The sequence below is a fragment of the Halochromatium glycolicum genome, from assembly GCF_016584085.1.
GTDB lineage: Bacteria > Pseudomonadota > Gammaproteobacteria > Chromatiales > Chromatiaceae > Lamprobacter > Lamprobacter glycolicus.
Window position 1 is genome coordinate 11334 of sequence record NZ_NRSJ01000018.1, and the last position, 19376, is coordinate 30709.

Annotated in this window: 17 protein-coding genes; 8 read left to right on the forward strand and 9 right to left on the reverse strand. The window is 65.1% G+C overall.

From position 1 onward, the window contains the following. Positions 1-919 precede the first annotated feature (919 nt). From CKO40_RS11015 to CKO40_RS11030, 4 genes are all read left to right on the forward strand, one after another. Entirely contained in the window at positions 920-1930 is a 1011-nt protein-coding gene (locus tag CKO40_RS11015; RefSeq protein ID WP_200346264.1) for a class 1 fructose-bisphosphatase, read from the forward strand. A 137-nt stretch (positions 1931-2067) separates the two neighbouring features. Beyond that, complete coding sequence (locus CKO40_RS11020; RefSeq protein WP_200346265.1) at positions 2068-3072, forward strand: glycosyltransferase family 2 protein; 1005 nt, start codon at positions 2068-2070, stop codon at positions 3070-3072. Between the two features lie 63 nt (positions 3073-3135). Then, positions 3136-4788 carry an ArnT family glycosyltransferase gene (locus CKO40_RS11025; protein WP_200346266.1) on the forward strand — a complete coding sequence of 551 codons (1653 nt, stop codon included), beginning with the start codon at positions 3136-3138 and terminating at the stop codon, positions 4786-4788. Positions 4789-4801: 13 nt separating this feature from the next. Further along, entirely contained in the window at positions 4802-5650 is an 849-nt protein-coding gene (locus tag CKO40_RS11030; RefSeq protein ID WP_200346267.1) for a phosphatase PAP2 family protein, read from the forward strand. 9 nt (positions 5651-5659) lie between these two features. On the opposite strand, the gene CKO40_RS11035 is transcribed toward CKO40_RS11030, so the two are convergent. The 5 genes from CKO40_RS11035 to CKO40_RS11055 form a co-directional block, all read right to left on the reverse strand. Continuing rightward, on the reverse strand, positions 5660-5875 hold the full coding sequence (locus CKO40_RS11035) for a hypothetical protein (RefSeq protein WP_200346268.1): 216 nt from the start codon (positions 5873-5875) through the stop codon (positions 5660-5662). Positions 5876-5978: 103 nt separating this feature from the next. Next, on the reverse strand, positions 5979-6293 hold the full coding sequence (locus CKO40_RS11040; protein WP_200346269.1) for a DUF4342 domain-containing protein: 315 nt from the start codon (positions 6291-6293) through the stop codon (positions 5979-5981). Positions 6294-6384: 91 nt separating this feature from the next. Then, positions 6385-7434 carry an alpha/beta fold hydrolase gene (locus CKO40_RS11045; RefSeq protein ID WP_200346270.1) on the reverse strand — a complete coding sequence of 350 codons (1050 nt, stop codon included), beginning with the start codon at positions 7432-7434 and terminating at the stop codon, positions 6385-6387. A gap of 231 nt (positions 7435-7665) precedes the next feature. Next, on the reverse strand, positions 7666-8685 hold the full coding sequence (locus CKO40_RS11050; protein ID WP_242476980.1) for a serine/threonine protein kinase: 1020 nt from the start codon (positions 8683-8685) through the stop codon (positions 7666-7668). Between the two features lie 25 nt (positions 8686-8710). Beyond that, positions 8711-10009, reverse strand: coding sequence for a cation:proton antiporter (locus CKO40_RS11055; RefSeq protein WP_200346271.1), 1299 nt, complete (start codon positions 10007-10009; stop codon positions 8711-8713). 181 nt (positions 10010-10190) lie between these two features. Here CKO40_RS11055 and CKO40_RS11060 point away from each other — a divergent pair, with 181 nt between their 5' ends. Then, the gene (locus CKO40_RS11060; RefSeq protein WP_200346272.1) at positions 10191-10613 is read left to right on the forward strand and encodes a hypothetical protein; all 423 of its coding nucleotides are present in this window, start codon (positions 10191-10193) and stop codon (positions 10611-10613) included. A gap of 261 nt (positions 10614-10874) precedes the next feature. On the opposite strand, the gene CKO40_RS11065 is transcribed toward CKO40_RS11060, so the two are convergent. Then, on the reverse strand, positions 10875-11843 hold the full coding sequence (locus tag CKO40_RS11065; protein ID WP_242476981.1) for an MDR/zinc-dependent alcohol dehydrogenase-like family protein: 969 nt from the start codon (positions 11841-11843) through the stop codon (positions 10875-10877). 536 nt (positions 11844-12379) lie between these two features. Here CKO40_RS11065 and egtB point away from each other — a divergent pair. The 3 genes from egtB to ubiD all read left to right on the forward strand — a co-directional run bounded on the left by egtB (position 12380) and on the right by ubiD (position 16288). Beyond that, a complete protein-coding gene (gene egtB, locus CKO40_RS11070; protein WP_200346273.1) occupies positions 12380-13672 on the forward strand; it encodes an ergothioneine biosynthesis protein EgtB in 1293 nt (430 codons plus the stop codon). Next, a complete protein-coding gene (egtD, locus tag CKO40_RS11075; protein WP_200346274.1) occupies positions 13669-14655 on the forward strand; it encodes an L-histidine N(alpha)-methyltransferase in 987 nt (328 codons plus the stop codon). The genes egtB and egtD overlap by 4 nt, the downstream gene beginning before the upstream one ends. A 142-nt stretch (positions 14656-14797) precedes the next feature. Then, positions 14798-16288 carry a 4-hydroxy-3-polyprenylbenzoate decarboxylase gene (ubiD, locus tag CKO40_RS11080; RefSeq protein ID WP_200346275.1) on the forward strand — a complete coding sequence of 497 codons (1491 nt, stop codon included), beginning with the start codon at positions 14798-14800 and terminating at the stop codon, positions 16286-16288. 100 nt (positions 16289-16388) lie between these two features. On the opposite strand, the gene CKO40_RS11085 is transcribed toward ubiD, so the two are convergent. The 3 genes from CKO40_RS11085 to CKO40_RS11095 all read right to left on the reverse strand — a co-directional run bounded on the left by CKO40_RS11085 (position 16389) and on the right by CKO40_RS11095 (position 18935). After that, positions 16389-16655 carry an RNA recognition motif domain-containing protein gene (locus CKO40_RS11085; protein WP_200346276.1) on the reverse strand — a complete coding sequence of 89 codons (267 nt, stop codon included), beginning with the start codon at positions 16653-16655 and terminating at the stop codon, positions 16389-16391. Between the two features lie 650 nt (positions 16656-17305). Next, entirely contained in the window at positions 17306-18613 is a 1308-nt protein-coding gene (locus CKO40_RS11090) for an SO_0444 family Cu/Zn efflux transporter (RefSeq protein ID WP_242476982.1), read from the reverse strand. Positions 18614-18680: 67 nt separating this feature from the next. Then, positions 18681-18935, reverse strand: a complete 255-nt coding sequence (locus tag CKO40_RS11095; RefSeq protein WP_200346277.1) for a glycine zipper domain-containing protein — start codon at positions 18933-18935, stop codon at positions 18681-18683. Between the last annotated feature and the right edge of the window lie 441 nt (positions 18936-19376).

Here is a 19376-nt window from a genome sequence, read left to right on the forward strand (position 1 = left end):
GGTTGCCGGTGTGATGTTCTCGCTCGCTGTGCGCGGGTATTTTCGGCAGCTCGGTGGACGGGCGTAGTAGACGGCGCAGCTGCTCAGGCCTTGGTGATCGTATCTTAAGAACGGGCACGGAAATGGCAACTTGCAACATTCGCCGCAGCGGTTGCAATCGCCGCGGCGGCCGGCGTCGACCGGTAGCAGCGAGGTCGTGAAGCGCTGCGTCTTACGGATCAGCCCACCTGCGAGGCGGCGTAGGGCTTGCAATCCGTTAGTCGGCGTCTGGGGCATCGGTCGCGGCTCCTTGGGAAAAGCGGAAGGTGTCGAAGTCAGGTCGGGGTATACCGGCGGGCGAGGGCCGGACTTCGGTTGCGACATCCTTTTCATCAAGGCGTCATCGTCTCGTCATGTTACGTGTACAGATTGCGTTTGACTATTTAGACTGCGTGACCGGAGACGCGTTGGTCTTAGCCGGCCGGCAGGCTGGCGATCGGGGGCGCTCCGCGGGCACTGGCATGGACATCTCGGCTCGATATGGCGGCTCTCTCGAGCCGAGGCCAGGGCCGCTGCAGTGCTTCAGCACCGATACTGCTGGCGCTCAGGGTGTGTGGCCTTCATCACGCCTTGGTCAGCTGCAGCGGATGGGCCATGAGCAGCACGGCAGCAGCACAACGCAAGCGGTTGATTTTAAAGCCTTAAGTGGTTCATTGTTGACCGCTAAGCCAGGTGTTGAGCCAGGAAATGATCAAGGCCTGATGGCTGCCTAGCCCTGTGATGGATCCTGCGTTGAGGATGCTTCAGCGGGTGCTGGTCGTTATACTGCGCGATTACCTGATTCTTTTCGTGCGCTTCGATGCGTGGCCGGAGTGAGAGATTCGGCCCCACCGTCTGTGCGCTCGTTCCACAGCCTAACCAAAGTCGAGAGGATTGCCCCATGCATCACGGCACGACCATTACCCAGTTCATCGCGGAAGAGCAGCGCCACATCCCCGGCGCTACCGGCGATTTCACGGCCTTGCTCAATGACATCGTGACCGCGTGCAAGATGATCTCGAACCAGGTCAATCACGGCGCACTGGTCGGCGCGCTCGGCAGCGCTGACAGCGAGAACATTCAGGGCGAGACCCAGAAGAAGCTGGATGTCCTCTCGAACCAGATGTTCATCCAGTGCACCGAGTGGTCGGGTCATGTCGGCGCTCTGGCCTCGGAGGAGATGGACGACATCTACGACATCCCGGCCGAGTACCCGCGGGGCAAGTATCTGCTGACCTTCGACCCACTCGATGGCTCGTCGAACATCGATGTCAATGTCTCGGTCGGCACCATCTTCAGTATCCTGCGCGTCGCCGGCAACGAGAAGCCGATCGCGAATGACTTCCTGCAGGCCGGCACGCAGCAGGTTGCGGCGGGTTATGCGCTCTATGGCCCGTCGACGATGCTGGTGTTGACGACCGGCCAGGGTGTCAACGGCTTCACACTGGATCAGAACATCGGCGAGTTCATCCTGACCCATCCGAACATGACCATTCCGGCCGATACCGCCGAGTTCGCGATCAACGCATCCAATAGCCGCTTCTGGGAGGCTCCAGTGAAGCGCTATGTCGATGAATGTCTCGCCGGCAAAGAGGGTCCGCGCGAGAAGGACTTCAACATGCGCTGGATCGCCTCGATGGTTGCTGAGGTGCACCGCATCCTGACGCGCGGCGGGGTCTTCATGTACCCGATGGACTCGAAGATGAGCGCGAAGGGGCAGGGCGGCAAGCTGCGTCTGCTCTATGAGGCCAACCCGATGTCGTTCATCGTCGAGCAGGCAGGCGGTGGCTCGATCACCGGCGCCCAGCGCATCATGGAGCTGCAGCCGGAGTCGCTGCATCAGCGCGTCCCGGTGATCCTCGGCTCGCGCAATGAGGTTGAGCGCATCCAGGGTTATCACAGCGCGGACTGAGATCCCGCCAGCACGGCCTTCAACTTCGCTTCGTGGCCGGATTGGGGATCAGTCCGGCTGTGGGCCATGGCGCCGGCACGCAAGCCGAAGGCCAGCACGGCCGTCGAGCTGGCGGCTTCAATGATGGATTTCTGACGATGGATTCGGCCTCTCACGAGACCCGCAGCCTGTCGGTGGTCGTGCCGCTCTATCAGGAACGCGAGAATGTCGAGCCGCTGCTCGCGCGTGTCCATGAAGGGTTGGAGTCTTATGAAGACCCCTGGGAACTGATCCTGATCGATGACGGTAGTCGGGACGGCACTGGCCAAGCCCTAATGGAGCTGGGGCGGCGCTACGGGGCGCACGTCCGCGTGCTGTGCTTCCGCCGCAACTTCGGCCAGACCGCAGCGATGCAGGCGGGCTTCGATGCCGCGCGCGGGCGCTTGATCGCGACCCTCGACGGTGACCTGCAGAATGATCCGGCCGATATCCCGCGCCTGGTCGATGAGTTGCTCGCGCGTGATCTCGATCTGCTCCAAGGTTGGCGTCGTGAGCGCCAGGACGCCTTGCTGCTGCGTAAGGTCCCGTCGCGCATTGCCAATAGCCTGATCGCCTGGGTGACTGGTGTCCGGCTGCATGACTACGGCTGCAGCCTCAAGGTCTATCGTGCCGAGGTCGTCAGGGAGATCCGGCTGTTCGGGGAGATGCATCGCTTTATCCCGGTCTGGATTGCCGGTGTGACGGCGCCGGAGCGGATCGGCGAGACCGATGTGCGGCATCAGGCGCGGACACATGGCCAGTCCAAGTACGGACTGTCTCGCACCTTTCGGGTCTTGCTCGATCTCCTGGTTGCGTTCTTCTTCTTGCGTTTCGGGGCCCGTCCTGGCCATTTCTTCGGTGCGATCGGTCTCTCGTTCGGCTTGCTCGGGGGGCTGATGATGGGTTGGCTCGCCTGGGTCAAGTTCGGGCTCGAACAGGATATCGGTGACCGTCCGATGCTGTTCGTCGCGATCCTGCTGCTGGTCGCTTCGATTCAATTCCTGACGACGGGCGTCCTCGCCGAGATCATGACGCGAACCCTGTTCGCCTCGGGCGAGCGCACCGATCATTGCATTAGCGCGCAGACCGATCCGGATAACGCGGGTTGGAAGCAGCGCCGGTAAGCGGCGGCCGGTGCTGCAATGGGCGGAATGATCTCGAGGTGTACCGATCGCCTGGAAGCGAGCATGACTGATCAGGTCGATCTGAGCCGCCTGCTGGGTCGGACGCTGGTCTCGCCCTGGTTCCTGGCGCTGGTCGTTTGGCTGGCGTTCTTCTGGCAGCTCGGCGCGGTGCCGCTGTACGATCTTGATGAGGGTGCCTTCACCGAGGCGACCCGCGAGATGCTCGCGAGCGGCAATTTCATTACCCCGCACCGCGATGGCGAGCCGCGTTACGACAAGCCGGTGCTGATCTATTGGCTGCAGGCGGCGTCGGTCTCGGCGCTCGGCTGGAGCGAGTTCGCGTTGCGGCTGCCGTCGGCACTGGCGGCCGGTCTCTGGCTGCTGGCACTCTGGTGGTTCGTCCGGGCGCGGCTCGATGCGAACACCGCGACGATTGCCGGGCTGGTGATGGCGCTCGGGCTGCAGGTGGCGATCATCGGCAAGGCCGCGGTGGCCGATGCGCTGTTGAACCTGTTCATCGCGCTCGCGTTCTTCGATATCGATCGCTGGCGCCTGCGACCGCGAACCGGGACCCTGCTGCGGGTCTATCTATGGCTCGGCCTCGGCTTCCTGACCAAGGGGCCGGTCGCGGTCTTCTTCCCATTCGTCGTCAGCCTGCTCTATTTCAGCTCATTGCGCGCCTGGCGGGCCTGGCTGACGGCGGTGCTCGACTGGCGCGGCTGGCTGGTCTTCCTCGCCGTCGCGGCTCCCTGGTATCTGGCGATCTATCTCGATGACGGATCGGGGTTTTTCGAGAGTTTCTTCCTCGGTCACAATCTCGGCCGTTATGGCGGCGTCAAGCACGGGCACGATGGTTTCCCCGGTTACTACTTCGTGATGCTGCCGCTGGTGCTGCTGCCGTTCACCGGCTGGTTCCTGAGCCTGCTGCCGCGGCTGCGCCGGCTCTGGGCCGATGACCTGGATCGGTTCCTACTGCTCTGGTTCGTGACCGTGTTCGTGGTGTTCTCGTTCTCGGGCACCAAGCTGCCGCACTACCTGGTCTACGGGATCACGCCGCTGTTCATCCTGATGGCGCGCCATCGCGATGCGCTGACCAATCGTTGGCTCGCATTCCTGCCGCCGCTGCTGTTCGTGACGGTCATAGTCGCGCTGCCGGAGCTGCTCGGTCTGTTCGCAGCGCGGGCGGAACGCGCGCACGAGCAGGCGATGTTTGAACAGGGGCGCGAGGTGCTGGATCTGGGGTATCGGTTTGGTACCTGGGTTGGATTGCTAGTGATCCTCGCGCTGCTGCGCTGGCCGCCGATCGCGCTTTGGCAGCGTCTCGTGCTGGTCGGTGTCGTGCAGACCTTGTTGGTGTTCGGTCTGTTGGTCCCGGCCGTGTTCGCGGTGATGCAAGAGCCGGTGAAGCAGGCCGGCCTGCTGGCGCGTCAGCTCGATCGGCCGACCGTCGTCTACCGGACCAGCATGCCGAGCTTCAGCGTCTATCGGGATGCGATCACGCCGGAAACCGATCAACCGCAGGTCGGTCAGCTGGTGTTTCTGCGCGTCGACAAGCTCGCTCGTTTGGCGCAGGTGGTCGCGCCGAATCGCCTTGAGCGGCGCTACCGCAAGGGGCCGGTTGCGTTGGTTCTGATCGCGCCGCCGTCAGCAGGCTCGGCTGAAGCGCGACCCGGGGCCGGGGGCGACAGCAGCGCGCGGCCGACGGCCCGGCCCTGAGGCGTTCCAGTCGATGCGATCCGCGTCTACCTCCGCGCTGCGCCAAGCACTTGCGCTCGGCGCTGACCGCGATCCGGTCCATCCTCCAGGCGGGGCAGGCTGGCTGCTCGGCTGGGCCTTGATCTGCTCGGTCATCGCCGGCGCGCTGTGGCAGTTCGGTGCCACCGGCTATCACAGCGGCTTCCTGACCTTGAATACGCTGTTCGCGTTGCTTCCCTCGAGCCTGTGGCAATGGCTGACCGTGCTCGGCGATGAGCGGGTCGCGCTCACGCTGGGGTTGTTGCTCTCCTATCGGCATCCGCGGGTGTTCTGGACGCTGATCTGCGCCGCGCTCGTCGCGATCGCCTATTCCCGAGGACTCAAACCGCTGATCGATGCGCCGCGCCCGCCAGCGGTGCTAGCGGCTGGCAGCTTCGAGGTGATCGGCGATGCCCATCGCAGCCAGAGCTTCCCGTCCGGACACAGTGTCACCGCCGGCGTCTTCTTTGGGGTGCTGGCCTATTATGCACGGCGCTCGTCGTTGCGCTGCTCACTGCTGGTCCTGGCCACGCTGGCCGGGCTGAGCCGGGTTGCGGTCGGTGTGCACTGGCCCGTTGACGTGATGGCCGGCCTGGCCGGCGGCGGCGTCGCCGCGCTGGCCGGTGGGGCGCTGGCGCGGCGCAGCCCTTGGGGCATCTACGACGAGGGCGTGCATCGAGCCTTCGTCGTGCTCGCCGGCTTTGCGGCGATCGGTCTGCTCTTCGACGACGGCGGTTATCCTGCTGCTACTCGGGTGCTGCAGCTGCTTGGCGGTGTTGCCTTGATCATCGCGACGCTTCAGTACCTGATCTGGCCACTTCGGCGCCGCCTCGTCGGGAAGTGAGCTTGGGCCTCAACCGGCCGTCTCGGCGTCGGACTCGGCCTCAGCGGTCGGCTCCGGTTCAGCGGGTTTCGCCTTTGGCTCCGGCGCCTTCATCAGCCCTTCGGCCTTGAGCACTGCGACCTTGTCATCGCCGAGGACCCAGCGCTTGCGCCGATCCTTGACCGCGTGGCGGCCGGAGCGCTTCTCGTAGATGGTGTGTGTGGCGGTGGACTTGATCTTCTTCATCCGGTTTCTTCGTCGAATCTCTGGGACAGGGGTTGGAACGCGATCGTCTCAACAGCTCCAAAACGATTGGGCTGAACGGATCACTCAGGCTGAATCGATGCGGTCATTCCGAGGGCGGCGCCGGCGGACCATCGTCGTGGTCGTCCTTGCGCACGATATCGATCTCGAACTTGGTAATCCAGGCCGCCATGGCGCCAAGCGCAGCGAGGATGGGCGCAAGGATGGTCAATGCGCCCCCGACGGCGACACCGGCGGTCAGCGGGATCTCCATCAGGATCTCACCGCCGGGTTTGCGGATGATGAGCCGTCGTACGTTGCCCTCGGCGATCAACTGCTTGACGTAGTCGACGAGCTCGCTGCCTGCGACGCTGACCCGTTCGGTGATGCCGCGGCGGTTCGGGTCTGGGAGCTTAGACATGGTTTGAAATCATTCGCTTCTGCGGGTTCGATGCGGTGCCGATGATAGCCGGTAATCCTCAGTCCGTGTGGGCTCAGCCGTCAACCGATCATCAGGCTCCGGCCCTCCCGTTGGCGAGTCCTTGCCGGCCCCTTCCGGGCCAACGGTCATACCGGCTCGCCACTCTGGAGCATGGCCGACTCGCAGCCGGTATGTCATCCGGCACGTGATCGGGTTCGCCTTCTATCGGACAGCGGGGGGCTGCGAGGGACGGCGATGCGGCCTGGCAGAACCGCTGTAGCCGAGCACGATCGGGCCCGATCTCCTCGCCAGAGGGCAGGGGGGCGTTCGGGTCCTGGAGCCAGCTCAAGATATCCTGGCGCACAGCGGCACCCTGGAGATCGCGCGGCAGCATATGCCAGCCATCGGCATAGAGCCCGAGCCGCGTCCGGCCGTCGAGTGGAACGCGGGCGATGAAGCGGCAGAAGGCGCGTGGCGGGATGATGCTGTCTCGCTCGCCGTAGAGGATCAGCAGCGGTGGCTGCTCAGGGTTGTGGCGGATATCGGGCCAGGTGGCGGCCTGATCCATCAGGTTGGTGACGCCCCAAAGCGCGTCGACTCGGGTGGCCTTGATCACCAGCGGATCACGGCTCATCATCCTGAGCATCGACTTGTTATCCGATGGGGCGATCGGAATCCCGTTGCCGGTGAGCTTCAGCGCTGGCAGGGTCCGGGCCGTGACATCCAGGGCGAGGCGTTGGTACCAGGGCATGGTTGCGCGCGACCACACAGCCGGCGCGATCAATACCAGCGCATCGATGTCCAGCGGGGACTGTGCGCTGGCGGCGAGGGCGACGGCGGCCCCCATGCTTTCGCCGATCACGGCGAGCCGGGCCTGGGGATATCGCGCGCGCAGTAAACGGATCAGCGTGCGGAGGTCGGCCTGCAGTCGTGCGCTGCCATGCCACCGGCCAGCCTGCCTTGTGTCACCAAAGCCGCGCTGATCGACCGCATAGGTGGTGATTCCGGCTGCGGCGAGGTCCTCCCCGAGCGGCGCAAAGGCGCGGCTGTAATCGTTGAATCCATGCAGACCAAGGGCCACCACGTCCGGGTCAGTCGCGCCGTGCCAGCGGCGGATCGGGAGGCGATAGCCGTCCGGCATGCGCGCGTGGATCGTCTTAAGTGAAGGTGGCAATGGGCGACGGTGGTCGGCGTTTGGTAAGGGGGCGGACGCGCTGCAGCTCAAGAGCAGGATGCCACTGATCGCGGCGAGTGCAGGAGGGATTCGGATGGATCGCCTCGCCAAGCGCGGGCCTCGGCAGGGGATGACTGGGGAGCCTCCGTGGTGAGAGCGGGCGAGCGGGCGGCGCATACTGGACGCGGACTGAGGGGCTCAGAGCAGGCTCAGCGGGCCTTCCTGCATCGCCGCGATCTGCTCGCGCAGGATCAGGATCTGCTCCTCCCAGAAGCGCGGCGAGTCGAACCAGGGAAAGGCATCCGGAAAGGCTGGATCGTCCCAGCGTCGCGCCAGCCAGGCGGCATAGTGGATCAACCGAAGTGTCCGTAGGGCCTCGATCAGATGCAGCTCGCGCGGATCGAAATCGCAGAAATCCTGATAACCCTCCAGGATTGCGTCGAGCTGCAGCCGCATCTGCGTTCGGTCGCCGGAGAGGAGCATCCAGAGGTCTTGGATCGCTGGCCCCATCCGCGCATCGTCGAAGTCGACGAAGTGCGGCCCCTGCTCGGTCCAGAGCAGATTGCCGCGATGGCAATCGCCATGCAGCCGTCGCGATTGAATGGGACCGGCGCGCTCAAAGCAGGCTGCGACCTCGGTCAGTGCTTGCTCGAGCACACTGGTGTAGGGGGCTGTCAGCTCGGCCGGGATCCAGCCCTGTTCGATCAGGTATTGACTCGGCTCGACGCCGAAGTGGTGGCGCGTCAGCGTTGGTCGGTGTCGGAACGGCTGACTCGCACCGAGCGCATGGATGCGGGCGATGAACCGGCCGATTCGGATCAGGGTCTCGGACTGCTCGAGCTCGGGGTCGCGTCCGCCGCAGCGAGGCGTGAGCGAGAACCGATAACCACGGTGCCGATGCAGGCTGTGACCGTCGATCACCAGCGGTGCGACCGCCGGGATCTCGCGCTCGCTGAGCGCCAGCATGAAGGCATGCTCCTCGGTGATCGCCTCGTCGGACCAGCGTCCAGGCCGGTAGAACTTGGCGATCACCGGCGCGGTAGCATCCAGTCCGACCTGATAGACCCGATTCTCGTAGCTATTCAGCGCCAGCAGCCGTCCATCGACGATGAAGCCAAGCGACTCCACCGCGTCCAAGACGCAATCGGGTGTCAGGTCCGCATAGGGTCGCCGCGGACCGGCCGCTTCCCCGGCCATATCGCTGTCTGTTTCCTGCATTGCTGCCCCTGTCCCGTGCGGCGAGTCAGTGCGCCTCGGCTTGGTGAGGCCGAGCGCCGGGAAGCTCGGTGCGGTCCATCTCGATCTCGGCACGCTCTCCGAAGCGCCTCACCACCGGACCGAGGGTGAGGCCCTGAACCAGGATCGAGAAGACCACGACGACATAGGTGACGGTGACCAGGATGTCTCGGACCTCGGAATCGGGAAGCGACAACGCCAACGCGACCGAGATACCGCCGCGCAGCGCACCCCAGGTGAGGATGGTCACCACGCCCGGGGAGAAGCTGCGAAAGCGCCGCATCAAGGCCACTGGCGCACCGGCGCTGATCGCACGGGCACCCAGTACCAGTGGGATCGCGAAGAGACCGGCGGCGAGCGTGGCCGGGGTCACGCTGATCACGAGCACCTCGAGACCGATCAGCACGAACAGGACCGCGTTGAGGATCTCGTCGACCAACTCCCAGAAGTTGTCAAGATGGCCCTGGGTCTTCGTTGACATTGCGCCGTTGCGGCCCTGGTTGCCGAGCAATAGCCCGGCGACCACCACGGTGATCGGTGCCGAGACATGCAGATGCTCGGCGAGCGCATAGGCGCCGGCGGCGACCGCAAGCGTAATGAGCACCTCGACCTGGTAGTCATCGGCTCGGCGCAGCATCATATAGGCGATACCGCCGCTGACGAGCCCAAGCAGCAGGCCGCCGAGCGCCTCTTCGACGAACATCTCGAAGGCGTTCCCGAGGGTGACAGGCTCGCCGCCGACCGCGATCTCGAACAGCACCATGAAGACGACCACGGCGACCCCGTCGTTGAATAGCGACTCGCCGGTGATCTTGATCTCGAGGCTCGGCGGCGCCCCGGCGCTCTTCAGGATGCCGAGGACCGCGATCGGATCGGTCGGCGAGATCAGCGCGCCGAACAGCAGGCAGTAGATCAGCGGGATATCGAGACCGAGCAGCGCGAACAGCAACCAGGCGACACCGCCGACGAGAAAGGTCGAGACGATCACGCTGAAGCTGGCGAGGATCGCGATGACCCACTTCTGACTCGCGAGGTCGTGCAGATTGACATGCAGCGCGCCCGCAAACAGCAGGAAGCTCAGCATCCCGTGCAGCAGCGTCGCATCGAAGTCGATGCTGTTGACCATCAGCCGGATATCCTGCTCGAGCGCATCGGTCCCTGGCAGCGGCAGCAGCAGCGCCAATGACATCAGCAATGCGATCAGCATCAGGCCGATCGCGGTGGGCATCTTCAGGAAGCGGTGGTTGAACCAAGCGAAGACGGCCGACAGTGTGATGAGAACCGCGATGATGTTGAACAGTTGCATAGCGACCGCCTGTGCGCAGCGAACGTCTGCCGAGAGGTGGCTGAGGCTGGGCGCATTATGCCGCGTTGTTGGAGCGCGAACGAGCCTGTTTCGCCAACGCGGGCGCACCCGGTCCTGAAAACGCAGGGAGATCGGTCTATGCTGCCGCTCGAATCCATCACTGACCGAGGAGCATGATCCGATGACCGATGTGACGATAATCGAGGTCGACGAGGCGCTGCATGCCCAGACCGACATGAAGACCGGGACCCGAATGGTGCGGGTCGAAGCGCCGAGTGATCGGCCGGTGACGGTTCATGCGCGGGTCAATGCGAAGCTCTTGCAACAGGTGCGGGTCTTCGACGACCGCGGCCACATGCATTTCGAGTGGCAGGGGCGCGGGCTTGGGCGCACCATCGGCGTCGGCTCGCGTACGTTCGAGCATCCGCCCTTGTTGCTCGGCTGTCTGTCCTATCAAGACGAGACCTGGATCGTGAACGACCTCAACGTTCGATCCGAGCTGGTCGACGGCGAATGCCGGATCAGCATCCGCTGCGAGGACGGGGGTGATTTTCCGGGAGATTGGGACGATCTGGTGGTGACACTGAGTTGGGCTGCGGATTGAGCATCAGGACGCCAACCGGCCAGCATGCACGAGGGCACAAGCGCGCTCTTGGCGTTATCGTCACTCGCCCTGGTTTCTGGACGAGCTGAGCCCATCGGTTGCTGACTGTTCCGGCGCTTTCTGTCCGGCGATCAGGCGGAATGGCTGTAACGAGGGGCCCGAGCGTTCCATGCTCGAGGCTGGCACGCCGCCGTGATCTATAGCCTGCTGATCCGCGTTGCGGACAGCTCGGTGAAGCGACGGAGACTGGAAGACGCCCGGTCAGGTGCAATCGATCACGGCCTTGAGCACGTCCGGCTCGGCAGCGCGCCGTAGTGCCTGCACGGCGTTGTCGAGCGGTTCACGCACGTCGATCAGAGGGGGCAGAGCCAGGCGCTGATCAGCAAGCAGCCGCAGCGCCGCAGGGAAGGGGCCGCAGCGCGAGCCGATCAGCTGGATCTCATCGACGACCAGCGCTGAGAGCTCGACCGGGATCGCACCGCGATAGGTGCTCTTGAGACAGAGCGTGCCGCGCGGCCGCACGGCGGTGCGCGCCAGCTGAAAGCCGCTGGGCGCGCCGCTGGCCTCGATGACGAGATCATAGCTGGCGGGCTCGACCTGCTGTTCATCGAGCGAGGCGATCCCGGCCTTCGCCAGCCGCTGGCGCTGATGCGCGTGTCGTGCGACGACGGCGAGTGCTGCGCCGGTCAGCGCGACCACCCGCGCGATCACTTGGCCGAGGCGGCCGGCGCCGACGATCAACACGCGGTCCGATGGGTTGATATGGACCCGTTCCGGCACCTCGAGGGCCGCTGCCAGGGGCTCTGCGAAGACCGCGCAACTGTCGGTTACCTGCTCTGGGACCCGATGCAGGTTGGTGAGCGGCAGGCACAGGTACTCGGCGAAGGCGCCATTGTGCCCCTTGATCCCGAGGACCCGACGCTCGAGGCAATGGCTCGGTCGGCAGGCACGGCATTCGCGGCACTGGCCGCAGCTGAGGTTGATCGAACCGACGACCCGCTCGCCGATCCGCTCAGGCGCATCCGCTGCCGCGGCGATCTCGCCGACGAACTCGTGGCCGAGCACGCCGGTGAATGGATAATAGCCGTTCAGCAGTGCCAGATCGGTCGAGCAGACGCCGGCCATTCGGACACGGACCAATGCCTCGCCCGTGCCGGGCACAGGTATCGGCAGGTCGGTGCGCAAGCGCAGTGGTGTGGAAGCGGTGGGCTCGAGCCAGACGGCCTTCAATCGATCGCTCCGGGTTGGCGGTTACCGTGAATCACGCGGAATACATCGTCCGGGGTGGCGCCGTGCCATGAACGTTAGCGCGGATAGCTGCGACGGCCCGCAGCCGGTATCATGCATGCCGCGGTGGCGCTGCGATCAAACGATGAGGCATCGAGAACGGCTCGTTAACCTGCTCGAATCGCGACGCGCCGCAGTCACGACTGCCCCCGAGCGCCGCCCAGGCGAGCTGTGCCCGAGGCCCGTTGCCGGGACGCGACCGAGCGCGGTCATCCAGCTCGCCGGCCCGCTCCAACGCGGACCCGACTAGAAATTCGCCCTCGAAACCGCCAACTCTGCCGGCGGTAACGGGGCATCGCTCTGCACAGACCTTGGCGCGTCTCACCACAGACCTGCATCGAACAGCCGCGATCATTGCCTCATTGGCGAGACGTCCTACTTCAGCGACCGTCTGCGCGCGCGTCAAGCCACCGTATGCGCTGTGCGGTGCCGCACCCGCGAGCGCCAAACCTCATCCGACCGGAGACCAGGAGAGCCTGATGCCACCACAGGACGAAACGACCCGTTCATCCTACCAGCATTTTGTGAATCTCACCGCGGCCTACAGCCGTGTCAGGGCCTTTACCGAGCAGCTCTGCGAGCCGCTCGAGATCGAAGATTACGTGCTGCAGACGGCCGTCGAGGCGAGTCCGCCGAAATGGCATCTCGCGCATGTCTCTTGGTTCTTCGAGACCTTCTTGCTAAGGCCCTTCCTGCCAGGCTACCAGGCGTTCAATCCCGCCTATGCCCATCTGTTCAACTCCTACTACGAGCAGACCGAGGCCGGCTTCTGGCCGCGCCCGGAGCGCGGCTTGCTGTCGCGGCCGACCGTCGCCGAGGTCTACGATTATCGGCGTCATGTCGATGAGGCGATGATGCGATTGTTGAACGCGTGTCCGCCGGAGCATGAGGCGACCGTGCGGGCGCGCATCGAGATCGGCCTCAATCATGAGCAACAGCATCAAGAGCTCTTGATCACCGATATCAAGTACAACCTCGCCTACAATCCGTTGCGTCCCGCCTACCGCGCCGATCTCCCGGCGACCCCGCAGCGCGAGCCAGCGCCGCTGACCTTCAGCCGGTTCGAGGGCGGACTGCACTGGTTCGGGGCCGAAGGCGACGGCTTCGCCTACGACAACGAGTCGCCGCGCCATCAACGCTTCCTGGAGCCGTTCCAGCTTGCCGATCGCCTGGTCACCAATGCTGAGTATCAGGCCTTCGTCGATGCCGGCGGTTATCGCGATCCGGCGCTCTGGCTCTCCGACGGCTGGGCCCAGATCCAATCCCAGGGCTGGCAGGCGCCGCTCTACTGGGAGCAGCTCGATGGACAGTGGCACGAGACCACGCTCGCCGGGCGCCGGCCGTTGAATCCGGCGGAGCCGGTCTGTCACGTCAGCTATTTCGAGGCCGACGCCTATGCGCGCTGGGCCGGGCGCCGACTGCCGAGCGAGTTCGAGTGGGAACACGCGGCGGCGGGCCGGCCGGTCAGCGGCCAGTTCGCCGATGCCGGGCGCTTCCATCCGCAGCCGGCTGCGGGCGGCGAGCCATTGGAGCAGCTGTTCGGCGATTGCTGGGAGTGGACGGCCTCGGCCTACCTCCCGTATCCGCGTTATCGGGCCGTCGATGGCGCGCTGGGCGAGTACAACGGCAAGTTCATGAGCGGCCAGATGGTCCTGCGCGGCGGTTCCTGCGCGACCTCGGCCAGCCATGCCCGCGCCACCTACCGCAACTTCTTCTATCCCCACGAACGCTGGCAGTTCAAAGGCATCCGGCTGGCAGAGGACATCGCATGAGCCCATTGAGCGATCCGAGCGCGGTGGTCAATCCGATCGCGTTCCATGACTATCATCCGGCCCCGGCCGATCTGCGCGCCGAGGTCCTGGAAGGGTTGGCAAAGCCGCGCAAGCGGCTCTCGCCGAAGCTGTTCTACGATGCCGAGGGCTCGAAGCTATTCGACGCCATCTGCGAGCTGCCCGAGTATTACCCGACCCGCACCGAGATCGCGATCCTGCGCGAGTCCGGCGCCGAGATGGCCAAGCGGCTCGGGCGCGAGGCGCTGCTGGTCGAGCTCGGCAGCGGCAGCAGTCTGAAGATCCGGGTGCTGCTCGAGGCGCTGCGCCCGGCGGTCTATATGCCGGTCGACATCTCGAGTGCGCATCTGCGCGAGTCCGCGCAGGCGCTGGCAGCGACCTTCCCCGGGCTGCAGGTCCACGCCGTCTGCGCGGATTATTCGGCGCCGTTCGCGCTGCCGGTCGAGGATCATGAGCATCCGCGCGCGGCCTTCTTTCCGGGCTCGTCGATCGGCAATTTCGAGCCGGTCGATGCCGAGCAGCTGTTGCGGCGGGTCGCGGCCATCCTCGGCCCGGACGGGCGGCTGTTGATCGGGGTCGACCTGATCAAGGAACGTGAGCGCCTCGAGCGCGCCTACAACGATGCCGCCGGCGTGACCGCGGCCTTCAACATGAACCTGCTCCACCGCATCAATCGCGAGCTCGATGGGGGCTTCGACACGACCCGCTTCCGCCATGAGGCCTTCTTCAACGCCGAGCAGAGCCGGATCGAGATGCACCTGCTCAGCACCTGCGAGCAGCAGGTCGAGGTCGCCGGCGCGCGCTTCGCGTTCGAGGAAGGCGAGACCATCCATACCGAATGCTCGCACAAGTACAGCATCGACGGATTCCATGCGTTGGCAAGGCGGGCTGGGTTCGAGCCCGAGCAGGTCTGGACCGATCCCGAGCAGCTGTTCAGCGTGCATTGCCTGGTCTCTCGGAGCTGAGGCCTGAAAACCGGTCACAGGCGGCCGAGTCGGCGCATCGCCGCGACCCTCGGCTCGCAGCCTGCCTCGACCGGCGATGCCCATTGGCGCCCATCCATTCGCACCCACCACTCTGCACCAAGCAACCGGCGAAGGTCAGCCATTGAAGTACCAGGATCTGCGCGATTTCATCGACCAGCTCGAGCGGCGCGGCGAGCTGAAGCGCGTCCGCGTCGAGGTCGACTCCTATCTGGAGGTGACCGAGATCTGCGACCGCACCTTGCGTGCCGGCGGCCCGGCCATCCTGTTCGAGCGGCCCAAGGGCTCGGCGATCCCGCTGCTCGGTAACCTGTTCGGCACGCCGCAGCGGGTCGCGCTCGGGATGGGGGAGGAATCGGTTGATGCCCTGCGCGAGGTCGGCCGATTGCTCGCGTTCCTGAAGGAGCCGGACCCACCGAAGGGGATGAAGGAGGCCTGGCAAAGCCTGCCGATCTTCAAGAAGGTGCTGGACATGGCGCCCAAGGTCCGACGCCAGCCGCCGTGCCAGGAACAGGTCTTCGAGGGCGAGGCGGTCAATCTGGCGCGCCTGCCGATCCAGCACTGCTGGCCCGAGGATGCCGGCCCGCTGATCACCTGGGGGCTGGTGATCACGCGCGGTCCGGAGAAGACGCGCCAGAACCTGGGCATCTATCGGATGCAGGTGATCGGCCGCAACCGGGTCATCATGCGCTGGCTGGCCCATCGCGGCGGCGCGCTGGACTTCCGCGACTGGCAGCGGGCGCATCCCGGCAAGCCGTTCCCGGTCGCGGTCGCGCTCGGCGCCGACCCGGCGACCATCCTCGGCGCCGTGACCCCGGTGCCGGATACGCTCTCGGAATACGCCTTCGCCGGCCTGCTGCGCGGCAGCCGCACCGAGCTCGCGGCCTGCCAGGGGTCGGACCTGCAGGTCCCGGCCAGCGCCGAGATCGTGCTCGAGGGGCATCTCCACCCCGATGATATGGCCCCCGAGGGCCCGTTCGGCGACCACACCGGCTACTACAACGAGGTCGACCGTTTCCCGGTCTTCACCATTGACCGGATCACCCAACGCCCCGAGCCGATCTATCACAGCACCTACACCGGCCGGCCGCCCGATGAGCCGGCCATCCTCGGTGTGGCGCTCAACGAGGTCTTCGTGCCGATCCTGCAGAAGCAGTTCCCGGAGATCGCCGACTTCTATCTGCCGCCCGAGGGCTGCTCCTATCGGCTCGCGGTGGTGGCGATGAAGAAGCAGTATCCCGGGCACGCCAAGCGGGTGATGCTCGGGGTCTGGTCGTTCCTGCGCCAGTTCATGTACACCAAGTTCGTGATCGTCGTCGATGACGATGTCTCAGCGCGCGATTGGAAGGACGTGATCTGGGCGATGACCACGCGCATGGACCCGGCGCGCGATACGGTGATGGTCGAGAACACCCCGATCGACTATCTCGATTTCGCCTCGCCCGTCTCCGGGCTGGGCTCGAAGATCGGCTTCGATGCGACCAGCAAATGGCAGGGCGAGACCGAGCGCGAGTGGGGACGCCCGATCCGGATGGACGAGGCGGTCAAGGCAAAGGTCGATCGGCTCTGGCCGCAGCTTGGCCTCGATGCCGACGCCCGCGACATCAAGCGCTAGTGCGCTTTGGCCACAAGCGCTAGTGCGCTTCGGCCAACGGCCGCGTCGGCGCCGCGACGACCGGCCAATCCTCCGGACGTCGCGCGGCCATCAGCATTGCCTAGAAGCGTCGCTGCGGACGTTCGCTTCGAGGCCTCGCCTCATTGACCGTCAGCTTGCGGCCATCCTGCATGCTATCGTTCAGGGCTTGGATCGCGTCCTCGGCCTCGGATTGATTCGGCATGTCGACGAAGCCGAATCCCTTTGATTGACCGGAGAACTTGTCCTTGATCACGTCAGCGCTCGCGACATTGCCGAATTCGCTGAACATGTCGCGCAGGGCGTCGTCATTGACCGAATATTTCAAATTGCCTACGTAGATCCTCATCGCTCACTCTCGCAACGGACGTGCATTGAGCACGCGCACACCGCCAGTCGATCAACGCACAACTCGACGGACGGCGACACGGCAGCCGGGTGCCGTATCTCGTTGGGAGCGCGGCCGCTGTGGCGCCTCCCCTGCTGATCCCGACCTGTGTGCCGGTGATCAGTGTTCACACGCGGCCACGAGCGTCCGCAAACGATCGCTGGTGGTCCGTTGCGCCTCTGTCTACCCAGGCATTGCCTTGTCATCCCGGGCCGCCGTTACTGTGCAGACTCGCATCGAGCCGCGGCGGTTCTGGGCCAAGCGACGAGGGAGTGGGTCTTGAGGGGCGGCAACAAGGCGCGACGGCATTGGACAGCCGAGCCGTTTAGTACGCGAGCCGTGACCCCATTCCGGGGGTCGAGGCCCTGCGGGCGGCCCCGGACCGCACTCCGGAGCATCGATGGCGGGTGTCGAGACTATCGGGTGAGATGGAACCCCGGGGCAAAAAGCGCTGCAATCGATTTGGAATCTAGTCGATGGCTTAGGCGCCGTCAATTGTCTAACGCGTTAAGGATTGATCTCGCCGGGCAGGATTCCTGGCCCATTTACCCTGAAACAACGGATGCGACCGTTTCATTCTCCGGCGTGGCGCGCCGTCATGATTGTTCGGTTCAGTTGGTCTTCCCGGGGGTGACCACTTGGAAACCGGCGCCCTCGATGGCCTGCGAGAGCCTTGGCGTTTCCACAAAGCCACCGCGGACCCGGACCTCGCCCTTGGCCAGGTCCGGTGTGGCTTCGCTGACCTCATCGATCGATTCCAGCGCCTTCTTCACGGTCGCGACACAATGGCCGCAGGTCATCCCCTTGACCTGCAGGACGGTCTCGTCCGGCGCCGCGACATCGCCGCCGAGCGCCGCATCGAGACGTGCCTTCGCGCCTGCTTGGTATTGGCGCGCTGCAAGTATCGCCATCAGCACCAGCAGCAGCAGCGCGGAGACAACCGCAAGCCACCCCGGTTCATGCGTATGAGCCATGACCTGGGTCGGCGCGGCTGACAAGAGCTGGTCGAACATCAGGCCAAAACCAAGACTCATCACGACGACGGTGCCAAGGTAGACCGAGAGCACAGCACCGCCGAGGGTGCGATACACGGCGCCGATCGTCGCCAGATTCGTTGCCGGACCAGCCATCAAGAAGACCAATGCGGAGCCCGCCGGTAGCCCCGCTACGATCAGTGATGCTGCGATCGGCACCGAGGCGGTCGTGCAGACATAGAGTGGCAGCGCGATCGCAAGCATCACCAGCATCCCGAGCAAGCCGTTGGACCATTCCTGCCCGGCGAAGAAATCCGGGGGTGTGACGGTCGTGACCAGGGCCGCGGCGAGCACGCCGATGACGAGCCACAGATGGATCGCGCCGAGCAGGTCGAATATCGCGTAGCGCACCGCCTCGGCGATCCGCGCCCAGAGTCCATCTAGGGGCCCGTCTAGGGGCCCGTCTAGGGGCCCGTCAGGGCGGTTCTCTGCCTCCAGGCTGCTGGCGCCGGTCTCGGCTGTCGTCGGTGTCTCAGGCACGACCCGGTTCACCAGCACCCCCCCGACCACGCCGGTCACAAAGGCGGCGACGAGCTTGAAGATCGCAAAGGGCCAGCCGAGGAAGGCCGCCGTGACCAGGATCGAGTCAACCCCCGTTTGCGGGGTACTGATCATGAATGAGGTCGCGGCGCCCGACGATGCGCCTTCGCGTCGCAGACCCAGCGCGGTCGGGATCACACCACAGGAGCAGAGCGGAAGCGGGACCCCAACGATCGATGCACGGAAGACAGACTGCCAATCCGGCCGGCTCAGACCGCGCCGGATCAGATCCGGTGGCACGAAGGCATGGATCAGACCGGCGATGAACAGCCCCACCAGCAGTGATGGGGCAAGCTCGAGCAGGATGCGCCAGAGCTCGACCGGAAAGGTTGTCAGCATGTCCATGGAGGTCTCTCGATCGTGGGGCGCTTCAGCGGGTGCTCAGAGATGATCGTTAGCAGGTTCGGTCGGCCTATTGCTCGCGATAACGATAACGCCGCTGCCGCTCCTTTTCCTTCTCGTTCTGATCGTAGATGTAGCCACCGAGTGCGCCGGCGGCGGCGCCGATCGCTGCCCCTTTTCCGGCATCTGCGCTCAGCGAGCCGATCGCAGCACCTGTCGCGGCACCAGCAGCGGCGCCGGAGGTGGTCCGCGAGGCAGTCGTGCCGCCGCAGCCTGTCACTGCCAGCACGATCGCAAGCAAGAGAGTGAGATGGATGGGTTTCATGGCGGATTCTCCCGTTTCAGTAGTGGTTCGGAGGCGTTGTGTCCCGTCAGTCGATCTCGGCTGCATCATGCCGGTCGACGGGTAAACCGCCGAGCGTGCGAGCCTCGGCGCCAATCAGGGGGGCGGATCGCTTAAGGCGATTTCTGTCAAGGCTCATACCGCCTTGCTGGTCTTTTCGCTCGCCTTCTTCGTCGCGCCGCCGGTCACATAGCCCGGCTATGCTCCCGGCGACGCTCCTCGAAGGCAAACGAAAATCCTGCGCAATTCGGTACGAGCTTTTCCGGCAATCGCCTAAGGCGCCGCCATCGACGTCGGTACTGCGCCCTCCAACTGCGGCCCCCCAGCCCGCGGCAAGCGGTCGGTACCTTTGCTCCTCGCTGATCCATCAGTACACCGCTTTCGGCGCGTTCGGCGATCATCGTGCCACAGACCAACCTCCTC